Here is a 16,933-nt window from a genome sequence, read left to right as displayed (position 1 = left end):
ATAAAAAGTAAGAGATTGATGATGACATACGAACAACTAATTCAAGCAATGACCCCTGATATGCATAAATCCCTTAAGCGTGCAGTGGAGTTGGGGAAATGGCCTGATGGACGTAAGTTAACGCCAGAACAACGTGATATCTGTATGCGTGCCGTTGTTGCTTATGACTTAGAGCACAAGCCAGAAGAAGAACGAGTTGGATATATTGATCGTACAAAACAAGACGGTTCTCAGCATGGTAAAGACCCACTGGCAGCCGATACGATTAAAATTCTGACTGACGATAAAAATTAATGCAGATTCTAGCGCAGGGTGCGCTACAAAAAATGCGCACCGAACTAACACCTGAAGGCGTTGTTTATAAATTACCTGTAGGTGACCAGGAAGTGCCAATGAATGAGCTCATTGGTAAACCTATCTCCTTAGAATACAAGGGTTCGATCAATTGCACTCATTGTGGGCGTAAAACTAACAAAAGCTTTAACCAAGGTTTCTGTTACCCTTGCTTTAAAAGTCTCCCTCAATGTGATCAATGCATAGTTAAACCTGAACTTTGTCATTTCCATGAAGGTACTTGTCGTGATGCAGGTTGGGGTGAGCAGTTTTGCTTCCAAGACCATTACGTTTATCTAGCTAACTCATCGGGTGTAAAAGTTGGTATTACCCGCGGCACTCAAATTCCAACACGTTGGATGGACCAAGGTGCTATTCAAGCATTGCCGATTCTGAAAGTAGCGACACGTTTGCAGTCCGGCAAAGTTGAACGTCTGCTTGGTGAGCATGTAGCAGATAAAACTAACTGGCGAAAAATGCTTAAAAATGAAGTTGAGCCTTTAACGCTTGCTGAAATTCGTGATCAGCTTTTTGAAAAATGTAGTGAAGGTTTAGCGGAACTCGAACAGACTTTTGGTATCCAAGCTATTCAGCGTTTGCCAGATGCTGAACAAATAGAGATCAACTACCCTGTGTTGAATTACCCGACCAAAGTAACATCGTTTAATTTTGATAAAACGGCCGAAGTATCTGGCGTTTTGCAGGGGATAAAAGGGCAGTACCTGATCTTAGATACTGGCGTCATCAATATGCGTAAATTCACAGCGTATCAGGTATCTGTATCTGCCTGATAACTGACTAGGTGAAATCATGTCTCAAGAACCCAATGTTATTTACCTTAAAGACTATAAAGTTCCATCTTATCTGATAGAAACCACCGACCTGCGTTTTCAATTGTTTGAGCAGGAAACTCTGGTTACAGCAGAATTAAAAATCAGCCGAAATCCGAAGTGTGAGGATTCAGCTCCGAAGCTTGTGCTATTCGGGCACCCAGAACTAGAGTTATTGAATCTTTCGATTGATGGTGTTGAACACGTTGATTATCAGCGTGAAGGTGAAGAGTTGTTACTTTCTAATCTGCCAGAAAGCTTTACCTTAGAAACGCTGACAAAAATTCACCCAGAAACGAATACTGCATTAGAAGGTTTGTACAAATCAGACGGTATGTTCTGTACACAGTGTGAGGCCGAAGGCTTCCGCCGTATCACTTTCTATCCAGATCGTCCTGATGTGATGTCTGTCTTCAGCACAATAATTGAAGCTGAAAAACAGGCTTACCCAGTGTTGCTTTCCAATGGTAACTTGGTTGATAAAGGTGAGCTTGATGATGGTCGTCACTGGGTCAAATGGGAAGATCCTTTTAGTAAGCCTGCTTATCTTTTTGCGTTAGTAGCGGGCGATCTGCAGCACATTAAAGATACCTTTACGACCTCATCTGGACGTGAAGTTGAATTGCTCATTTATGCTGAGCAGAAAGACCTGAATAAATTAGATTACGCAATGCAGTCCTTGAAAAAGTCGATGGCTTGGGACGAGCAGGTTTACGGCCGCGAGTATGATCTAGATATCTATATGATCGTTGCGGTAGATTTCTTCAATATGGGCGCAATGGAGAATAAAGGTTTAAATATCTTTAACACGTCCTGCGTACTTGCTCACCCAGCTACGACGACTGATATGGGGTTTCAGCGCGTTGAAGGGGTTGTGGCGCATGAATACTTCCATAACTGGTCGGGTAACCGTGTCACTTGTCGTGATTGGTTCCAGTTAAGTTTGAAAGAAGGCTTCACCGTATTCCGCGATGCAGAGTTCTCTGCTGATATGAACTCACGCACAGTGAAGCGCGTAGAGGATGTTGGTGTACTGCGTACGGCTCAATTTGCTGAAGATGCAGGCCCAATGGCGCATCCAATCAGACCGGCTTCATTTATTGAAATTTCTAACTTCTACACCCTGACTATCTATGAAAAGGGCGCAGAAGTTGTGCGTATGATTCACACCTTATTAGGCCCTGAATTATTCCGTAAAGGTTCTGATCTTTATTTCGAACGCCACGATGGCCAAGCGGTGACAACAGAAGAGTTTGTTTCTGCGATGGAAGATGCATCGGGTAAAGATTTATCTCAGTTCCGTAATTGGTACTCTCAAGCAGGTACGCCGGAATTGCATGTTACTGATAGCTTTGATGTATCTACAGGCGATTATCAACTTCATGTTGAGCAGCGTTGCCCAGCGACTCCGGGTCAGGAGGAGAAACTACCATTCCATATCCCATTAGCCCTTGGCTTGCTTGATGAGAATGGTGAGGACCTTGTGTTGGCTAACGGTCAAACTACCGAAGTGCTTAATATCACCGAGGCTAAGCAGACCTTTACCTTTAAAGGCTTAGCGGCGAAGCCAGTGCCTTCGATATTGCGTGGTTTCTCAGCTCCTGTGAAGCTGTTCTACCCGTATCAGCGTGATGAGCTGATGTTCCTGATGGCAAATGACAGTGATGGCTTCAGCCGTTGGGACGCGGCACAAAAGCTTGCTGTGGATATCATGCAAGGCTTAATCGCTGACTATCGTGATGAGAAGGCGCTGCAGTTAGATGAGCGTCTAGTGTCAGCGTACAAATCAATTCTGGAAACAGAAGGTTTGGATAAAGCAATGGTCAGCAAGGTGCTAACGCTGCCTTCTGAAGCTTATCTATCTGAACTAGCTGATGAGATCGATGTTGACGCTATCTACAACGTACGCAAGTTCGTACGTCATACATTAGCGGCAGAGCTAGAGGCTACATTGTTGCAGTGTTATCAAGATAATGACCTTGATCTGCAATATTCACCAGATTCTGACTCCATTGCTCGTCGAAGCCTGAAAAATCTATGTCTATCTTATCTAACGTCCTTAGATAAACCTGAGTATCTGGAGCTTGCGCAAGCTCAATATGCTAAGTCGGATAACATGACCGATATGCAGGCGGCACTGGTGCAAGTGGCCCACTCTGAAAATGACAAGGCAGCTCAAGATTTATTGGATGATTTCTATGATCGTTGGAAGGATGAGAGTTTAGTGGTCAACATCTGGTTGTCTATCCAAGCCTCTAATCCAAAAGAGAAAGCGATTGATCGTGTTAAAGCATTGATGGAACATCCGGCATTTGATGCTAAAAACCCGAACAAGTTGCGTTCTCTTATCTCTGTATTCTGTGCTCAGAACCCAGTTAATTTCCATGCGAAAGATGGCTCGGGTTACCAGTTCTTGGCTGATCGAATTATTGAGCTGAATGCTCAAAATCCGCAAGTAGCATCGAGAATGGTGACGCCATTGAGTCGTTGGAAGAAATATGACAAAGTGCGTCAAGCGCTTATGCTTAAAGAGCTAGAGCGCATTCGAGACAGTGGAAATCTATCAAAAGATGTCTTCGAAGTGGTGAGTAAAAGCTTGGCGTAAAAAAAATTGCAATATACGCCTTTAGCCGGGGGGACGGATGCGTTTACCTCGGCTATACTCGCTTAGGAATAAAGCTGAACATGCGTTATCTTGTTTAGCGCTATAACAAATAATAAAGATACGTTTTACCAAGGAAGCAACATGTCTAAATTACTATCTACTGAAGATAAATTCGACATCCAACAAAATTTCCGTCGCTACATGCGTTTGAAAGATAGTCATGAATCATCTACTGATGCCTACAAAAATGCCAAAGCTAACCGCATTTGGATTGCTGGCATTGTGTTAATGTTGTTTGCGCTAGCGTCTGAATTTTTCCTCGGTGCAGCAGCAGGTCTATTTGGTGTTTATTTTTACAATGTAATCACTAGTTGGTTAGACGCGAATTCGAGCGATGAAAGTTTAGAAGAGCTTGATCGTTGGTTCTCTACTAAGAGCCTTAAGTTTGAAGGTCGTATTCTTTACTTCAAACAAGATGATCTATTGGAAAACCCACTAGATCCATTTAACGAAGCTTGCTACGCAGTTGCAGAATAAAATCTGATCCAGATTTACTTGTGGGGTCGTAGAATGCCGAAAAGTGAAAGCTTTTCGGCATTTTTATTTGTGAGAAATTATTTGTGAGGAAGAGTTGTTAGATCTAAAAGAGAAGCGTGCTTGGATATTTGATCTTGATGGCACTTTAACTCAACCTGTTCATGATTTTGAACTGATTCGCCAGAAACTAGGTATAGATCCTAGTGATGATATTCTTGAATGTATTAAGCGTCAGCCTCCAGAGCGTCAGCGATGGATGAATGCTGAGCTTGATATTCTAGAAAGGGAATATGCATCCCAAGCAGCTCCTGCTGAAGGGGTGCTCGATTGCCTAGAAGTGATAGCTGCAGCTGATTGTCAGATGGGTATTCTTACCCGTAATACCCACGAATTAGCATTATTATCTTTAAAGGCGATTGGTGCGGATACATTCTTCGAAAAGGCACATGTGCTGGGGCGTGAAGACAGTCAGCCCAAGCCATCTCCTGAAGGAATTCATATACTTTTAAAGCAGTGGGCATTGCCCAGCCATTCCGGCGTAATGGTGGGGGATTTTCATCTGGATCTGTTGTCAGGGCGAGCAGCGGGTGTGAGTACTGTACATGTTGATCTGAAAGATCGTCACTGGCCGGAAGATACAGATATCAGAGTGAAAAACCTGCCCGAGTTAACATCTTTACTGACCGGTGCCTAAATTACCGTCCTACTTAACCTTTTTATTTAAAGGTCTTAAGTTTTATATGGATCTATCTGTTTGAAGCGAAAGGAAAAATTTAAGTCTCAAAAGTAAGTGCTTTGCCCCTCCTGATTTAATCTTGGCTTTGCTTGATCTTTGTCAAAGGCCTTTCTCCCTGATTGTCTATATTGGGTTATTGGACCAACCTTTTGAGGTGTAAGTATGACGATATTAGCCGAGCTACATCAGGATCATGTAAATCTTAATAAGCTATTAGTAATCTTGCGTCAGAAAGTTAATCAGCTTAAAGCAGGACAGCAGCCTAATTTCAGTCTTATGGCTGATCTGATTGACTATATCTCTAATTACGCCGACGGCCACCATCATCCCCGCGAAGATAAAATGTACAAATGTTTGGCTGATCGGAATCCCGAATTGGATAAGCATCTATTCAACTGCGCTAAAGATCACGAAGCTTTAAAAAGCTCCAGCCTTCAACTGAAAGAGGCTGTTGATGGTATTTTGCATGATTCAGTGATGCCAATGGATGAATTTGCCAGCCTATTAGATGATTTTGTCTCGCTACAAATGACACATCTTAATTTCGAAGAGGGGCAGTTGTTTCCACTGATTCAAGAATCGGTGAGCGATAAAGAGCTTGCGATGATTGAAAAGCAGCTTCCAAAACAAGAGGATCCGCTTTTTGGGGAAGTTCAGGCTCGAGAGTATATGGTACTTTATAAAGAGCTTATGCTGGAACTGAGCGAAGCTTGTTAACCAATATCGTTTTTACTCAGAGGGGAACATAGCTTTCTCTCTGATTACTGAGATACTAAGTCGAATTAGTTAAGCATTTGGCTTAGATCGATTTGAGGCTCTTGAAACTGAGTAAAAGAGACTTGGTCACGACCATTATGTTTGGATTCATAGACTGCCTTATCCGCTGACTGGATCAGTTGATAGGCAATATTGTTAAGGCTTTCTTTAGGATAGTTAGCTGGTGTACACAGAGATACGCCGACAGATGTCGTCATCCTAAATGGCTTGGCATTCTCATCGCGGAAAATAAGACGAGAAAGTTTCTGTCTCAATGTGTCTGCTATTTCCATCGCCCGCGCTTTATCACAATTTGGCAGTAGTACCGCGAACTCTTCGCCGCCATAGCGCGCAATAATATCAGTTTTGCGCAGTTGTTTACCTAAGAATAAACCTACCGTTCTTAAAACTCTGTCACCGGTTTGATGGCCGTAGGTGTCGTTAACTACTTTAAAATGGTCTAGATCCATAAACAGGCAGGCTAAAGAGTGATTAGCACGGCTTGCACGGGACAGCTCTCGAACTATCTCCTGATCAAACGAACGACGATTATGCACTTTCGTCAGCATATCGATGCTGCTTAATCGATGTAGATTTTCTTGGTTAATGCAGTTTTCGATACAAACAGAAATCACAGAAGCTAAGTGCTGAATATAGTCGTAGCGAACATGTTGGGTATATCGACTCGCATCTGCGCTACCTAAATGCAGGCTGCCGATAAGGCAGTTTTGGCGAATCAGTGGCAACAGTGCGCAGGACTCAATCGGGTTATCTGCTACAGGGAAAGCTTCTCTGCGCACAGCTTCGCTTGGCGCACCCACAATGAGCTTATGATTAGGATAGAGCGATTTAAGCAAGCGCTGGCTCTGAACAAACCGTAACGTATTGCCTGGAGGTGGCGGTACATAATCGTCTAGCAGAGTGCGTGCAGCATGTTCCGGATCGAATAGGATGAGATTTACATTGCTCAGTTTAAAGAGGTCTTTAAACTCAATCAGCATTAAATCGAGTAACTCAGATAAACGAGCGCATGAGAGAAGGCGAATCTCCACATCAAAAAAGCTATTCAGGACACTCTCATTGCGCTCAGCCTTGCTTAACATTAAGCGAAGGGTGCGCTTGAGCTCCTGATTTTCCTTTTCTAGCTCGTTTAAACTCATAGTTCGCCTTTAATAGGATCCGTTAAAGGGTTATCGGCACTTAACTTAAACTATAAAGTTTTTTTTAACATTTTTGTTGAGAAATATTAATGACAATTTTATTTAGTTTTTAATAAGTTATGGCTGTTCATATATTGTTCTACTGTTTCCACCACCGCTTGCGTATGGGCATCAATTTCCATATTAACCCTGCTGCCTTCGCCTAAGTCTCCAAAGGTTGTAACCGCTAAGGTTTCTGGGATGAGGTAAACGTTGAACAGATTATCCTGTTTTTCACCAATGGTTAGGCTGCAGCCGTTAAGTCCAATAAAACCTTTGGCAAATATATAGCGTTGAAATTCTGGGGCCGCTTCAAACCATACAATCCAGTTGTTTTCAGGCTTTTCGATTTTGGCAATTTTTACTTGCTGGTGGATGTGACCTGAAAGTAGGTGGCCACCGATTTCATCACCAAATTTAGCGGCACGTTCAAAGTTAACCTGATCACCTGGCGCGAGGTCGCCTAGATTGGTTAATTTAAGTGTTTCCATAATCAGGTCGAAGCTGATTAAGTTATTCTCAAATTCGACAACGGTTAGGCAGGTGCCGTTTAAAGCGATGCTGGCGCCAATTTGCAAATTGTCACAATGCTCTAAAGGAAGCTCTACTTGCAGCCGCATAAAATCGGCTTTAGTTTCAACAGCTTTGATTGTCGCTTTACCTTGAACAATTCCAGTAAACATCGGTGCACTCTTATAAATTTGCTAATCTAAATACTGCAATGCATCGTAACAACAATAGAGTTCTGCTGCAGCGACTAAATTACTTTTCGCTGTAATTGTTATAAGCACCGAATAACAGCTAGATGATTGGTCCAATCCTTAAGGAAAAAGGTATGAAAATTTTAGTGACAGGTGGAACAGGTTTTATCGGTAAACACTTTATCGAAGCTCGATTAGCTGAAGGAGACGAGGTGGTATGCTGGAGCCGGAACCCTTCTAAAGTTGCGGAATTGTTTCAAGGAAGAGTTGAGGCGATTCGTGATCTACCTCCACAGGATGAATTAGCGGTAGATGCTGTTATCAATTTAGCTGGTGAGCCGATTGCCGATCAGAAGTGGACCGAGGATCGTAAACAGCTTCTGCGAGCGAGTCGTATCGATCTAACCCATGAGCTCGTTGGGTGGATCGAAGCACAAACCGTAAAACCGAAGGTCCTCATTAGTGGTTCAGCAATAGGCTATTACGGTTGTCATGACGACGATAAAAAACTTGGCGAAGAAAGCCTGCCAAATAGAGGATTTACGCATACACTTTGTGCCGATTGGGAAGCGGAAGCGTTAAAGGCAGAAGCCTTTGGAGTCAGAGTATGCCTCATCCGAACAGGGGTGGTACTGGGTGACGGTGGTGCATTAAGCAAGATGTTACTGCCATTTAAACTCGGACTAGGTGGGCCGATTGCCAGTGGCAAACAATGGATGTCATGGATACATATTGATGATGAAATTGAAATCATCTCTATGCTATTAACCCATGATGAGCTCTCGGGCCCGTTTAATTTAACTTCACCTAATGCTGCAACGAATGCAGAGTTTTCTAAGACCTTAGGTAAGACCTTAGGGCGCCTAGCGTTTATGCCAATGCCAAGCTTTGTTATCAATCTAATGCTGGGTGAGGGTGCTGAATTGTTGGTGGAAGGTCAGCGAGTTTATCCAGAAAAGCTTGAAGAAATCGGTTATAAGTTTCACTATCCTGAGCTTTCTGGGGCGATGTATTCAGCCGTAAATTTTTAGCGAGTGCTTCTAGCTTTCTCTGCCTTCAGGAAATTGTGGTAAATCATCTGCGATTTCGTACCAATTGGCTTTATAGCTGCAATAGATATGGCTATCTGGTTTAACGGTAATTTCGCTATCCAGCGTTCCTAAAGTGAATTCAATATGAGTCCCGTCATCATTGATAGGCGCAAAGGTTAAACTAGAACCGCATTCGGAACAGAACTGTCGTTTGGTGCCATTAGGCGCAGTATACGCTTTAAGTAACTCTCCACCTTGTAGCCACTTAAAGTTCTCTACCTTAGCGACTCCATAAGTACCGAATGCCGCGCCATGGAATTTACGACACATACTACAATGGCAATGCGCCATCTTCGGTTGTAAGTTAGAGACCTCGTATTTGATACCACCGCATAAACACTGACCAGTGAGTTTTGTTGTATCTGGATTTGTCGACATAAATTATGGCCTTAGCTAATGTGGGATAAAGGAAGTTCGGTACGGCTCACGATTTGGCGCATAACGAAGCTCGTTCTAATACTGCTTACCCCTTCTATCTGATTAAGTTCTTTCAGAAGGAACTTCTCATAATAGGACATATCTGGCATGAGCACTTTTAAGATGTAATCAGCCGCGCTACCTGTGATCAATGCGCACTCTACGACCTCTTCATAACTGGCAATAATGCGCTCAAAATTGTCTAATATTTCGGGTTTTTGTTTATCCAGGCAGACATGGATATAAACACTCATGGGCAGGCCTACGGCATTCTTATTCAGCAGCGTTACTTGCTTTTCAATAATACCGGCGTCTTCTAATTGCTTAACTCTGCGCGCACAAGGAGAAGGGGATAGGTTGACCTTTTCAGCCAGTTCCAAATTGCTGATATCTCCATTCTTTTGAATCTCTTCCAAAATTTGCTGGTCGATTCGGTCTAATTTTTTGCTTGGCATAATTTCCTGCGGCTATTTTAGAAACTAGTGATGCTTGCTAATGATTGGATAAATTCCGCATTAAAAGAGCAATCATCAGAGATGTTTTAACTATCCTAACGATTATGATTGAGCCTTTCTAGCGATGGTTCCAGAACGCAAATTTTCGCCCTTTAAGATGTAGACACCTGCAGATGGTTTGTTTGCTTCCTTTATCCGTATAAAAAACGTTTAACTAACATATTAAGTTTGATGTTGGCTATTTGTGCCAATTTATCCTCATTTATTGGATTTTGTCTCTAGGTATTGAGTTAAATTGTGATTTTTTTGAGAACTTTCACTAAGGGCTTGCTGCTAATTTATTTACACCAAACTTGCTTGGGCAATTCACCCCCCTAGCCAGAGTTCAATTCACAAGATTGATGCAGCTTGTCCTAATCCGGGACGTTTGGGATTCCATAAGAATCCCCTTTTTATAGATTCTTAGTCCTTGGAAATTCCTATGAACAATTTAAATAAAGCTATTGAAGCCTTAGGTGACGATGAGCGAAATCAAGAAAACAAAGAGTGGATTGATGCGCTAGACGATGTGATGGCAGAACAAGGTTCTCAGCGTGGTCGTGACATCATTCGTATCTTACAGAATTCGTTGTTTAAACAGGGTATTCACACAACAGAAGCCACGTTGAATACACCTTATCGGAATACGATACCTGTGAATGAGCAACGTAGCTACCCTGGAAATAGAGAGCTAGAACAGAAGCTTGAAAATATTATCCGTTGGAATGCTCTTGCGATGGTGGTCAAGGCGAATGATCAAGGTACAGGCGTTGGTGGGCACATTGCGACCTATCAATCCGCAGCCACTATGTTGGAAGTGGGTTTAAACCACTTTTTCAAACAGCACACGGTTGAGTATGGTGGTGATCAGCTTTTAGTCCAAGCACATGCTGCTCCAGGTATATATGCGAGAGCGTACCTTGAAGGCCGCTTAACTGACGAGCAGATGGCGAATTTCCGTCGAGAACTTCAACAGGGGGGAGGATTAAGCTCTTATCCTCATCCGAGACGTATGCCTGACTTTTGGCAGGGACCGACCGCATCGATGGGGCTTTCTACGCCTTCGGCAATCTACCAAGCAAGATTTATGAAGTATCTAGAAAATCGTGGTTTGAAAGAACCAAACGGCGGAAAGATTTGGTGCTTCATTGGTGATGGTGAATCGGATGAGCCCGAAGTGTTAGGGACAATCAACATGGCCAGCCGAGATAATTTAGATAACTTGGTGATGGTGATCAATTGTAATCTGCAGCGCTTGGATGGCCCTGTGCGGGGCAATGGCAAAATTATTCAGGAGCTCGAACGAAGCTATCGTGGTGCTGGTTGGAATGTTATCAAAGTGATTTGGGGCAGTGAATGGGATGAACTGTTCTTACGAGACCGTGATGGCATTTTACAAGATCGAATGGATCAAGCTGTGGATGGCGATTACCAATATTACACCGTTTCCGATGGCCAGAGTGTGCGCGACCACTGGACGCAAAATGATCCTCGTTTAGAGGAGTTGATGAAGACGCTGAGCGATGAGCAGATCCGCTGTATAAAACGTGGCGGCCAAGATCGACAGAAGATCTATAGTGCGTTTGATAAAGCCATGGAAAATACAGGTAAGCCAACGGTTATTCTAATGAAAACCGTTAAAGGTGATGGCATGGGGCCGAGTGCTGAAGGGCAAAATACAAGTCATCAGAAAAAGCAGCTAACGGCCGAAGAGCGAATTGAGATTGGTCGTCGTTTTGAAATTCCATTGAGTGATGAAGAGCTGGCTGCGGCAAGCTTATATAAGCCAGACCCAGATAGCCCTGAAATTCAGTACCTTCACAAACAGAGACAAATGTTAGGTGGTTATCTACCTTCCAGAAATGCGAACTTCGAAAAACTAACGCTTCCTCCTTTAGCTCTGTTTAAAGAGGCAGTATCTGGTACGAAACGTGAGCAATCCACAACCATGGCTTTTGTTCGTATGTTGTCTCATCTATTAAAAGATCCAGAGATAGGTAAATACATTGTGCCAATCGTGCCGGATGAAGCGCGAACCTTTGGTATGGAGTCCCTGTTTAAACAGTTTGGTATCTATTCTTCTGAAGGTCAGAAATATAATCCAGTGGATTCAAGTAGTTTGCTTCCATATAAAGAAGCTAAAGATGGTCAGCTGTTACAAGAGGGGATTTGTGAGACCGGTGCGATGGCGTCTTTCTTAGCGGCAGGAACCTCCTATGCAAACTACGGAGTGCCAACCATCCCGTTTTATATCTTTTATTCGATCTTCGGTTTTCAGCGTGTTGGGGACATGATTTGGGCTTGTGCAGATAGTATGGCGAAAGGCTTCCTTTTAGGAGGTACCGCAGGCAGGACAACGCTAAATGGTGAAGGTCTTCAGCATCAAGATGGTCACTCCCAAGCTATCGCTGCAACAGTACCTAATATGCTCAGTTACGATCCCGCTTTTGCCTACGAGTTAGCGGTGATAATCAAAGATGGTATCGAGCGGATGTATATCAATAATGAAAATATTTTTTATTACATCACCTTGTACAACGAAAACTACTTAATGCCAGCTATGCCTGAGGGGTGTGAAAAGGAGATTCTAAAAGGGATGTATCGCTACGTTAAGAATGAAAACCCTGGGCATAAAGTGCATCTGTTTGGTAGTGGAAGTTTAATGCAGGAGGTTTTAAAAGCCGCTGAGATCTTAGAAGAGTTTGGTTGTAGTACCGATATTTGGAGTGTGACCAGCTATAACCAATTGGTCAGAGATGCATTGGCTGTTGAGCGTGAGAATCTACTGAATCCCGATGCAAATGCTGAGAGCTATCTTCAAATTGCTCTGAAACACGAACAGGGTGTTTTTGTAACCGTCAGTGACTTTGTTAAATCTTTACCTAATGGCATTGCTCGATGGTTCCCGGAAGATCCCGTTGTATTAGGCACGGATGGTTTCGGATTAAGTGAAAGTCGTCCAACTCTAAGAGATCATTTTGAAGTCGATGCCCGTTTTATCGCTTGGGCAGCCTTATCTCGCCTTTATAGCAAAGGTGTGCTTAGCCGTGAAACGCTAAATAGCGCAAGAGATAAGCTCAAAATTCCTTATGAAAAAGCAGATCCTGCTTGTTTTTGATTTTCTAAGAAATAAAACGTCTTGCAGTTGTCGAGACTAAAAAGCGGTAATAAAGATGGGTTCAGAAGTTGTATCTATGCCAGATATTGATGGATCTGGCGAAGTAGTTGAGTTGTGCGCGGATTTAGGTGCAGAGATCAAAATTGGTCAATCACTGCTAGTGATTGAATCAGATAAAGCGTCTATGGAAGTCCCCTCTAATGTTGAGGGTGTATTGGAGGAATGGCTCCTTGACGTGGGTTCGACGGTTGAAAGTGGAACTTTACTTTGTGCAGTGCTGGAACAAGGAGTAGCGGGTAAAAATGATTATCAAGAGATTGCTAGAGAAGCTAAAGAAGAGACTGAAACAGAGGCACTAAAGCTTTATGCAGGGTGCATTGAAATAAGCAGCGACAATAGAAGCTCTAATGAGCCTGTTAAAAGCGAGCAATTTGCAAAGAGTGCAGTATCCAGTCAGGTGTATTCAGGACCCGCGGCCCGTAAATTGGCCAGAGAGCTCGGTGTTAATCTAGAGGGTATCTCAGGAACAGGCCCACGAGGCCGAATTCTAAAAGAGGACATTAAGGCATTCGTTAAACAAGAACGAGTTCAGAAAACGGCAATGCCGCAATCTTCAGGTATTCCTCAGATACCTGACCAGGATTTTAGTCGCTTTGGTGCCGTTGATGTTAAGGATATGTCTAACATTGCGCGTGCGACTTCAGAGCATATGACGCGATGTTGGTTGAATATTCCCCATGCCACTCTATTTGATGAAGCTGATATCACAGAACTAGAGTCTTTTCGGAAAGGGCTTAAGCCTGAGTCTGTAAATTTAGAGAAAGCGCCAACCATACTGCCATTTATCGTGAAGGTTATTGCTCAAGCCTTACGTAAGTACCCATTGTTTAACAGTTCGTTAAGCTGTGATGGTAAGCAGGTTATCTACAAAAATTATGTAAATATTGGCGTTGCTGTCGATACACCAGCTGGATTGGTTGTACCTGTCATAAAAGGGGCAGATAGCAAAAGTATCTCTGAGTTGACTGTTGAGATAAATGATTTGGCAGTTAAAGCGCGTGAAAGGCAATTAAAGCCAGCGGATATGCAGGGAGGCTGTTTTACTATATCGAGTTTGGGGCCAACGGGTGGAACGGGATTTACACCGATCGTTAATGCTCCAGAAGTCGCCATTTTGGGTGTTGCTAAGGCCAGCATAAAGCCTGTTTGGGATGGACGTGATTTTCAGCCGAGAAAGCAGTTACCACTGAGCTTGTCCTTTGATCATCGGGTAATTAATGGCGGTGATGCGGGTCGCTTTATGGCTTATATCAATAGCGCTATAACTGATATCAGGCAGCTGTTACTTTAAAAGTGACTTGATCGAGCAGTACCGTCATTTGGCACTTCGACAAAACCTAACTTCCTAAGGGCTTCTTAGGAGTTAGGTTTTCTGTCATTGGATGATTGACTTTTTTGGTCGGTGAGTTTATTTAAAGCCTCTAGAGTTCGGTCTAGCTGGTTTTCAATCTTTTCCAGTTTTCTTTCTAAGCCTTCGATACGTTCAATATTACGTTCTTCTTTTTGAGTTAACTCTCTTTCATCCTGTTCAATAAAGAACACGGAGAAACTAGCGGTTAACATGGAGAACATTGCTAATCCCATCAGGATGAGAAGCGAACCAAATATCCTACCTTCAGTTGTCGCGGGCACAAGATCTCCATAACCTACAGTCGTAACGGTAACCCAAGCCCACCACAGACCATCCAAAGGTGTCTCAAACGCAGGATCAATACCTGAAATAAGTAGCCCAGAAATCACCAAGATGATAAAGCAGATAAAGAGCGTGATGCCTAAGTTATGTCGAGATAAGAGATCACGGGTATCTTTGGAAACGCGTAGAAATATACCGATGGTGAGAGCAAGTCTAAGGGTACGGATTATCCCTGCATAGAAGGTATCAACACCCCAGATAACCGGTAGACCGCCCAGTACAATAAGAGGGCTCATCCAGTTTTGCTTGAGGTATTTGATGCGATCATCAACCAGCCATAGCATCACAAACAGCTCTGACATAAATAATAGCCAGATTAGCCAGTCAGATGCAAAGGAGGTGTAAGCGTTTGAGACACCTTTAGATTGCAAGTACCAGTCGATAAGAATCCATATGGCAGCTAATACCATTGGCCCTTCGAAACGGCGCCCCCAAAGTTTGGCGCGCTCATTCTCTTCTGAAGCGACCCCGCCTAGGCCAACCATACGCATTAAAGCGGTATGTCGAGTGTATTCCATTTAGCGCTCCATGTTACCGGGTATGCATTAGCTAGAGGTTATAGTCCAAACGCTGTTGACCTTCCTTGAGATCTAAGCGTTGTCGAAGCTGTCGAGATCTCACCTTGGAGATGGCATCCAAAATGAGATCCCCTTGCCAATACTCATCTTCTTGACCGTATAAATGTTGCTGTAGATCCATCACCAATAGATTTATCGTTTGGTTATTTGCGTATTCGCAAACGGATTCTAGCGACTGTATTTCAGGTGCAGCCCAAAAGCTTTGAGCCCACTCAACTAAACGCAATTGAGCAACATTGGGATTGTTTTGGTTGCAGGCGATAGAGAAAGCTTGAAACGTGTTTTTCTCTGTTATCTCAAACGCAACCCGCTTTTGTTCCTCTTCAAAGAACGAATGATCAGGTTCTTCTTCAGATTGCTTTTTAATATTTCGCAGATGGTTAAACGTATAGATAAAGGCCAGAGTCGCTGCAATACTGATCCCTGTTAAAATCCAAACTAAAACCGTGATCGAACCAGAGGACCCCTCTTTATCTGATTCAGAGCTGTTGGTAGGGGTAACCGCAGGTGTAACTTCAATTTTCCTCTGGGTGATGGCGGCTGTCTGTCCTTTATCGGCAGCGGTATTCCACCAAGGAATGTCGATTGAAGGCAAGATGATCTCTTTGCTATTGCTAGGTGTAATTTCTAGTTCTTCCACTCGTTGACTGATAACGCCTTGCTCGGTCATGCGTTCTTCTAAAACGACATTAAGCAGGGTGATGGTGGCATTAGGATTTTGTAATGATGCCATCGAGGGTAGAGAAGAAGAGGGTAAACCTTCAGCTTCTAGTTTAATTATCCTTGTTAGCTTGTCAGATTGACTAACCTGATTGAGTTCTTCCAAGTTGTCTTCAATATAGATCGATGTGGCTGGAAGCCATAACTTGCGTGTGTTTTGATTAGCGGGTGGTAATACCGAAAGCAATAGAGGTTCACTATTCAGTTCGACCACTGTGTTGTTCGATAGAGTGGTTGAGAAAAACACCGGGCTAATCTCTACTTCGCCTTCCTGAAGTGGGAACAGAGTATAGCTTGTTTCGGTGACATTATAGTTTTGACCACGTACAACACTGGTATATTGCTTTTGTTCTTCTAACGGCTTGATGATCGCATCAGCTGATTCTGGCGCTGTTAAATTTGCATCCAAAGGTAATGGAGCAAGATGGAAAACCTTCGAGCGTAAAATCGCCTGCCCATTTACGTAAAGTTCATCTTTATCAAGGCTGGATTCTAGAAAGATCGCTCTGCCAGTGCCTTCTGCTAGTTCAGGATTATCATTAGCGGGTAGCACTGAAATTGGCAGTTCTTGACTGGCTTGCTGCCCTACAAAGATAGAAGGAATAACTTGCTCGCCGTCCCTTCGAGGTTTTAGTTGTAGCACCCAACGTGTTTTTGTCGTTACCGATCCTGTGGTATGGCTCGAGACCGTGACTTTGCGTGTGCCAACAATATTAAAGTCTTTTTGTAATTGGCTTAGGTTTGGCCGAGTGACATCTTGCTGGTCAGTTTCTAAGGTCAGCGTGATTTTTTGACCTAAATAGAGGGTGCTTGTATCTAGAGAAGAAGATACTTTAGCTTGAGCTTGAAAAGCAGTGAAAGCCAGTAGAAAGAAAAAGTGAGAAGAAATAAATCGCAATGGAATCCTCGCGCTATCATCGCTGGCTGTAGCTTACAGAGGGTTTGGACTGTAAGTCATAATTATAATTTTCGTTTTATTATGAGTAATCCTGCAGGGTGAATCAACGTATTCCGGTTTAATAATTGTTTGATTATTTTTGCTCTCGCATGTTTCGTTTCTGGTGA

At 43.1% G+C, this 16,933-nt stretch carries 15 protein-coding genes; 9 read left to right on the top strand and 6 right to left on the bottom strand.

The window, feature by feature from the left end; translation table 11 throughout:
- Nucleotides 1-21: 21 nt before the first annotated feature.
- The 6 genes from ACMXYU_RS10290 to ACMXYU_RS10265 all read left to right on the top strand — a co-directional run bounded on the left by ACMXYU_RS10290 (nt 22) and on the right by ACMXYU_RS10265 (nt 5,758).
- A complete protein-coding gene (locus ACMXYU_RS10290; RefSeq protein WP_415884159.1) occupies nt 22-294 on the top strand; it encodes a YeaC family protein in 273 nt (90 codons plus the stop codon).
- The gene (locus tag ACMXYU_RS10285; protein WP_415898577.1) at nt 294-1,124 is read left to right on the top strand and encodes a DUF2797 domain-containing protein; all 831 of its coding nucleotides are present in this window, start codon (nt 294-296) and stop codon (nt 1,122-1,124) included. The genes ACMXYU_RS10290 and ACMXYU_RS10285 overlap by 1 nt, the downstream gene beginning before the upstream one ends.
- Nucleotides 1,125-1,143: 19 nt before the next feature.
- Entirely contained in the window at nt 1,144-3,768 is a 2,625-nt protein-coding gene (pepN, locus tag ACMXYU_RS10280) for an aminopeptidase N (RefSeq protein ID WP_415898576.1), read from the top strand.
- Nucleotides 3,769-3,909: 141 nt separating this feature from the next.
- Nucleotides 3,910-4,305: a hypothetical protein gene (locus tag ACMXYU_RS10275; protein ID WP_415884162.1), complete on the top strand. Its 396-nt coding sequence runs from the start codon at nt 3,910-3,912 to the stop codon at nt 4,303-4,305.
- Nucleotides 4,306-4,399: 94 nt separating this feature from the next.
- Nucleotides 4,400-4,999: an HAD family hydrolase gene (locus ACMXYU_RS10270; RefSeq protein WP_415898575.1), complete on the top strand. Its 600-nt coding sequence runs from the start codon at nt 4,400-4,402 to the stop codon at nt 4,997-4,999.
- Nucleotides 5,000-5,203: 204 nt separating this feature from the next.
- Nucleotides 5,204-5,758 (top strand): hemerythrin domain-containing protein, encoded by a 555-nt coding sequence (locus tag ACMXYU_RS10265; protein ID WP_415884164.1) that lies wholly within the window; start codon nt 5,204-5,206, stop codon nt 5,756-5,758.
- Between the two features lie 65 nt (nt 5,759-5,823).
- Here ACMXYU_RS10265 and ACMXYU_RS10260 read toward each other — a convergent pair whose 3' ends face one another.
- Both ACMXYU_RS10260 and ACMXYU_RS10255 read right to left on the bottom strand, forming a co-directional pair.
- The gene (locus ACMXYU_RS10260; RefSeq protein ID WP_415898574.1) at nt 5,824-6,957 is read right to left on the bottom strand and encodes a DUF484 family protein; all 1,134 of its coding nucleotides are present in this window, start codon (nt 6,955-6,957) and stop codon (nt 5,824-5,826) included.
- Nucleotides 6,958-7,055: 98 nt separating this feature from the next.
- Complete coding sequence (locus tag ACMXYU_RS10255) at nt 7,056-7,679, bottom strand: riboflavin synthase subunit alpha (protein ID WP_415884166.1); 624 nt, start codon at nt 7,677-7,679, stop codon at nt 7,056-7,058.
- A gap of 152 nt (nt 7,680-7,831) precedes the next feature.
- Between ACMXYU_RS10255 and ACMXYU_RS10250 the strand changes: the two genes are divergently transcribed.
- On the top strand, nt 7,832-8,728 hold the full coding sequence (locus ACMXYU_RS10250; protein ID WP_415898573.1) for a TIGR01777 family oxidoreductase: 897 nt from the start codon (nt 7,832-7,834) through the stop codon (nt 8,726-8,728).
- Between the two features lie 9 nt (nt 8,729-8,737).
- Here the strand turns inward: ACMXYU_RS10250 and ACMXYU_RS10245 are convergent, their stop codons facing one another.
- Both ACMXYU_RS10245 and ACMXYU_RS10240 read right to left on the bottom strand, forming a co-directional pair.
- Complete coding sequence (locus ACMXYU_RS10245; RefSeq protein WP_415898572.1) at nt 8,738-9,166, bottom strand: GFA family protein; 429 nt, start codon at nt 9,164-9,166, stop codon at nt 8,738-8,740.
- An 11-nt stretch (nt 9,167-9,177) separates the two neighbouring features.
- A complete protein-coding gene (locus ACMXYU_RS10240; RefSeq protein WP_415884169.1) occupies nt 9,178-9,660 on the bottom strand; it encodes an Lrp/AsnC family transcriptional regulator in 483 nt (160 codons plus the stop codon).
- Nucleotides 9,661-10,141: 481 nt separating this feature from the next.
- Here ACMXYU_RS10240 and aceE point away from each other — a divergent pair, with 481 nt between their 5' ends.
- Complete coding sequence (gene aceE, locus ACMXYU_RS10235; RefSeq protein WP_415898571.1) at nt 10,142-12,817, top strand: pyruvate dehydrogenase (acetyl-transferring), homodimeric type; 2,676 nt, start codon at nt 10,142-10,144, stop codon at nt 12,815-12,817.
- Between the two features lie 55 nt (nt 12,818-12,872).
- Nucleotides 12,873-14,168, top strand: coding sequence for a 2-oxo acid dehydrogenase subunit E2 (locus ACMXYU_RS10230; protein ID WP_415898570.1), 1,296 nt, complete (start codon nt 12,873-12,875; stop codon nt 14,166-14,168).
- Nucleotides 14,169-14,233: 65 nt separating this feature from the next.
- On the opposite strand, the gene ACMXYU_RS10225 is transcribed toward ACMXYU_RS10230, so the two are convergent.
- Both ACMXYU_RS10225 and ACMXYU_RS10220 read right to left on the bottom strand, forming a co-directional pair.
- The gene (locus tag ACMXYU_RS10225) at nt 14,234-15,088 is read right to left on the bottom strand and encodes an ion channel (protein WP_415898569.1); all 855 of its coding nucleotides are present in this window, start codon (nt 15,086-15,088) and stop codon (nt 14,234-14,236) included.
- Nucleotides 15,089-15,119: 31 nt separating this feature from the next.
- Nucleotides 15,120-16,766, bottom strand: a complete 1,647-nt coding sequence (locus ACMXYU_RS10220) for a BatD family protein (protein ID WP_415898568.1) — start codon at nt 16,764-16,766, stop codon at nt 15,120-15,122.
- Nucleotides 16,767-16,933: the final 167 nt, after the last annotated feature.

Origin of the sequence: Neptuniibacter sp. QD48_11 (genome assembly GCF_047778095.1) — a bacterium.
Taxonomy (GTDB): Bacteria; Pseudomonadota; Gammaproteobacteria; order Pseudomonadales; family Balneatricaceae; genus Neptuniibacter.
The sequence above is the reverse complement of the archived record's forward strand: the minus strand, read 5'-3'. Positions and strand labels throughout refer to the sequence as shown.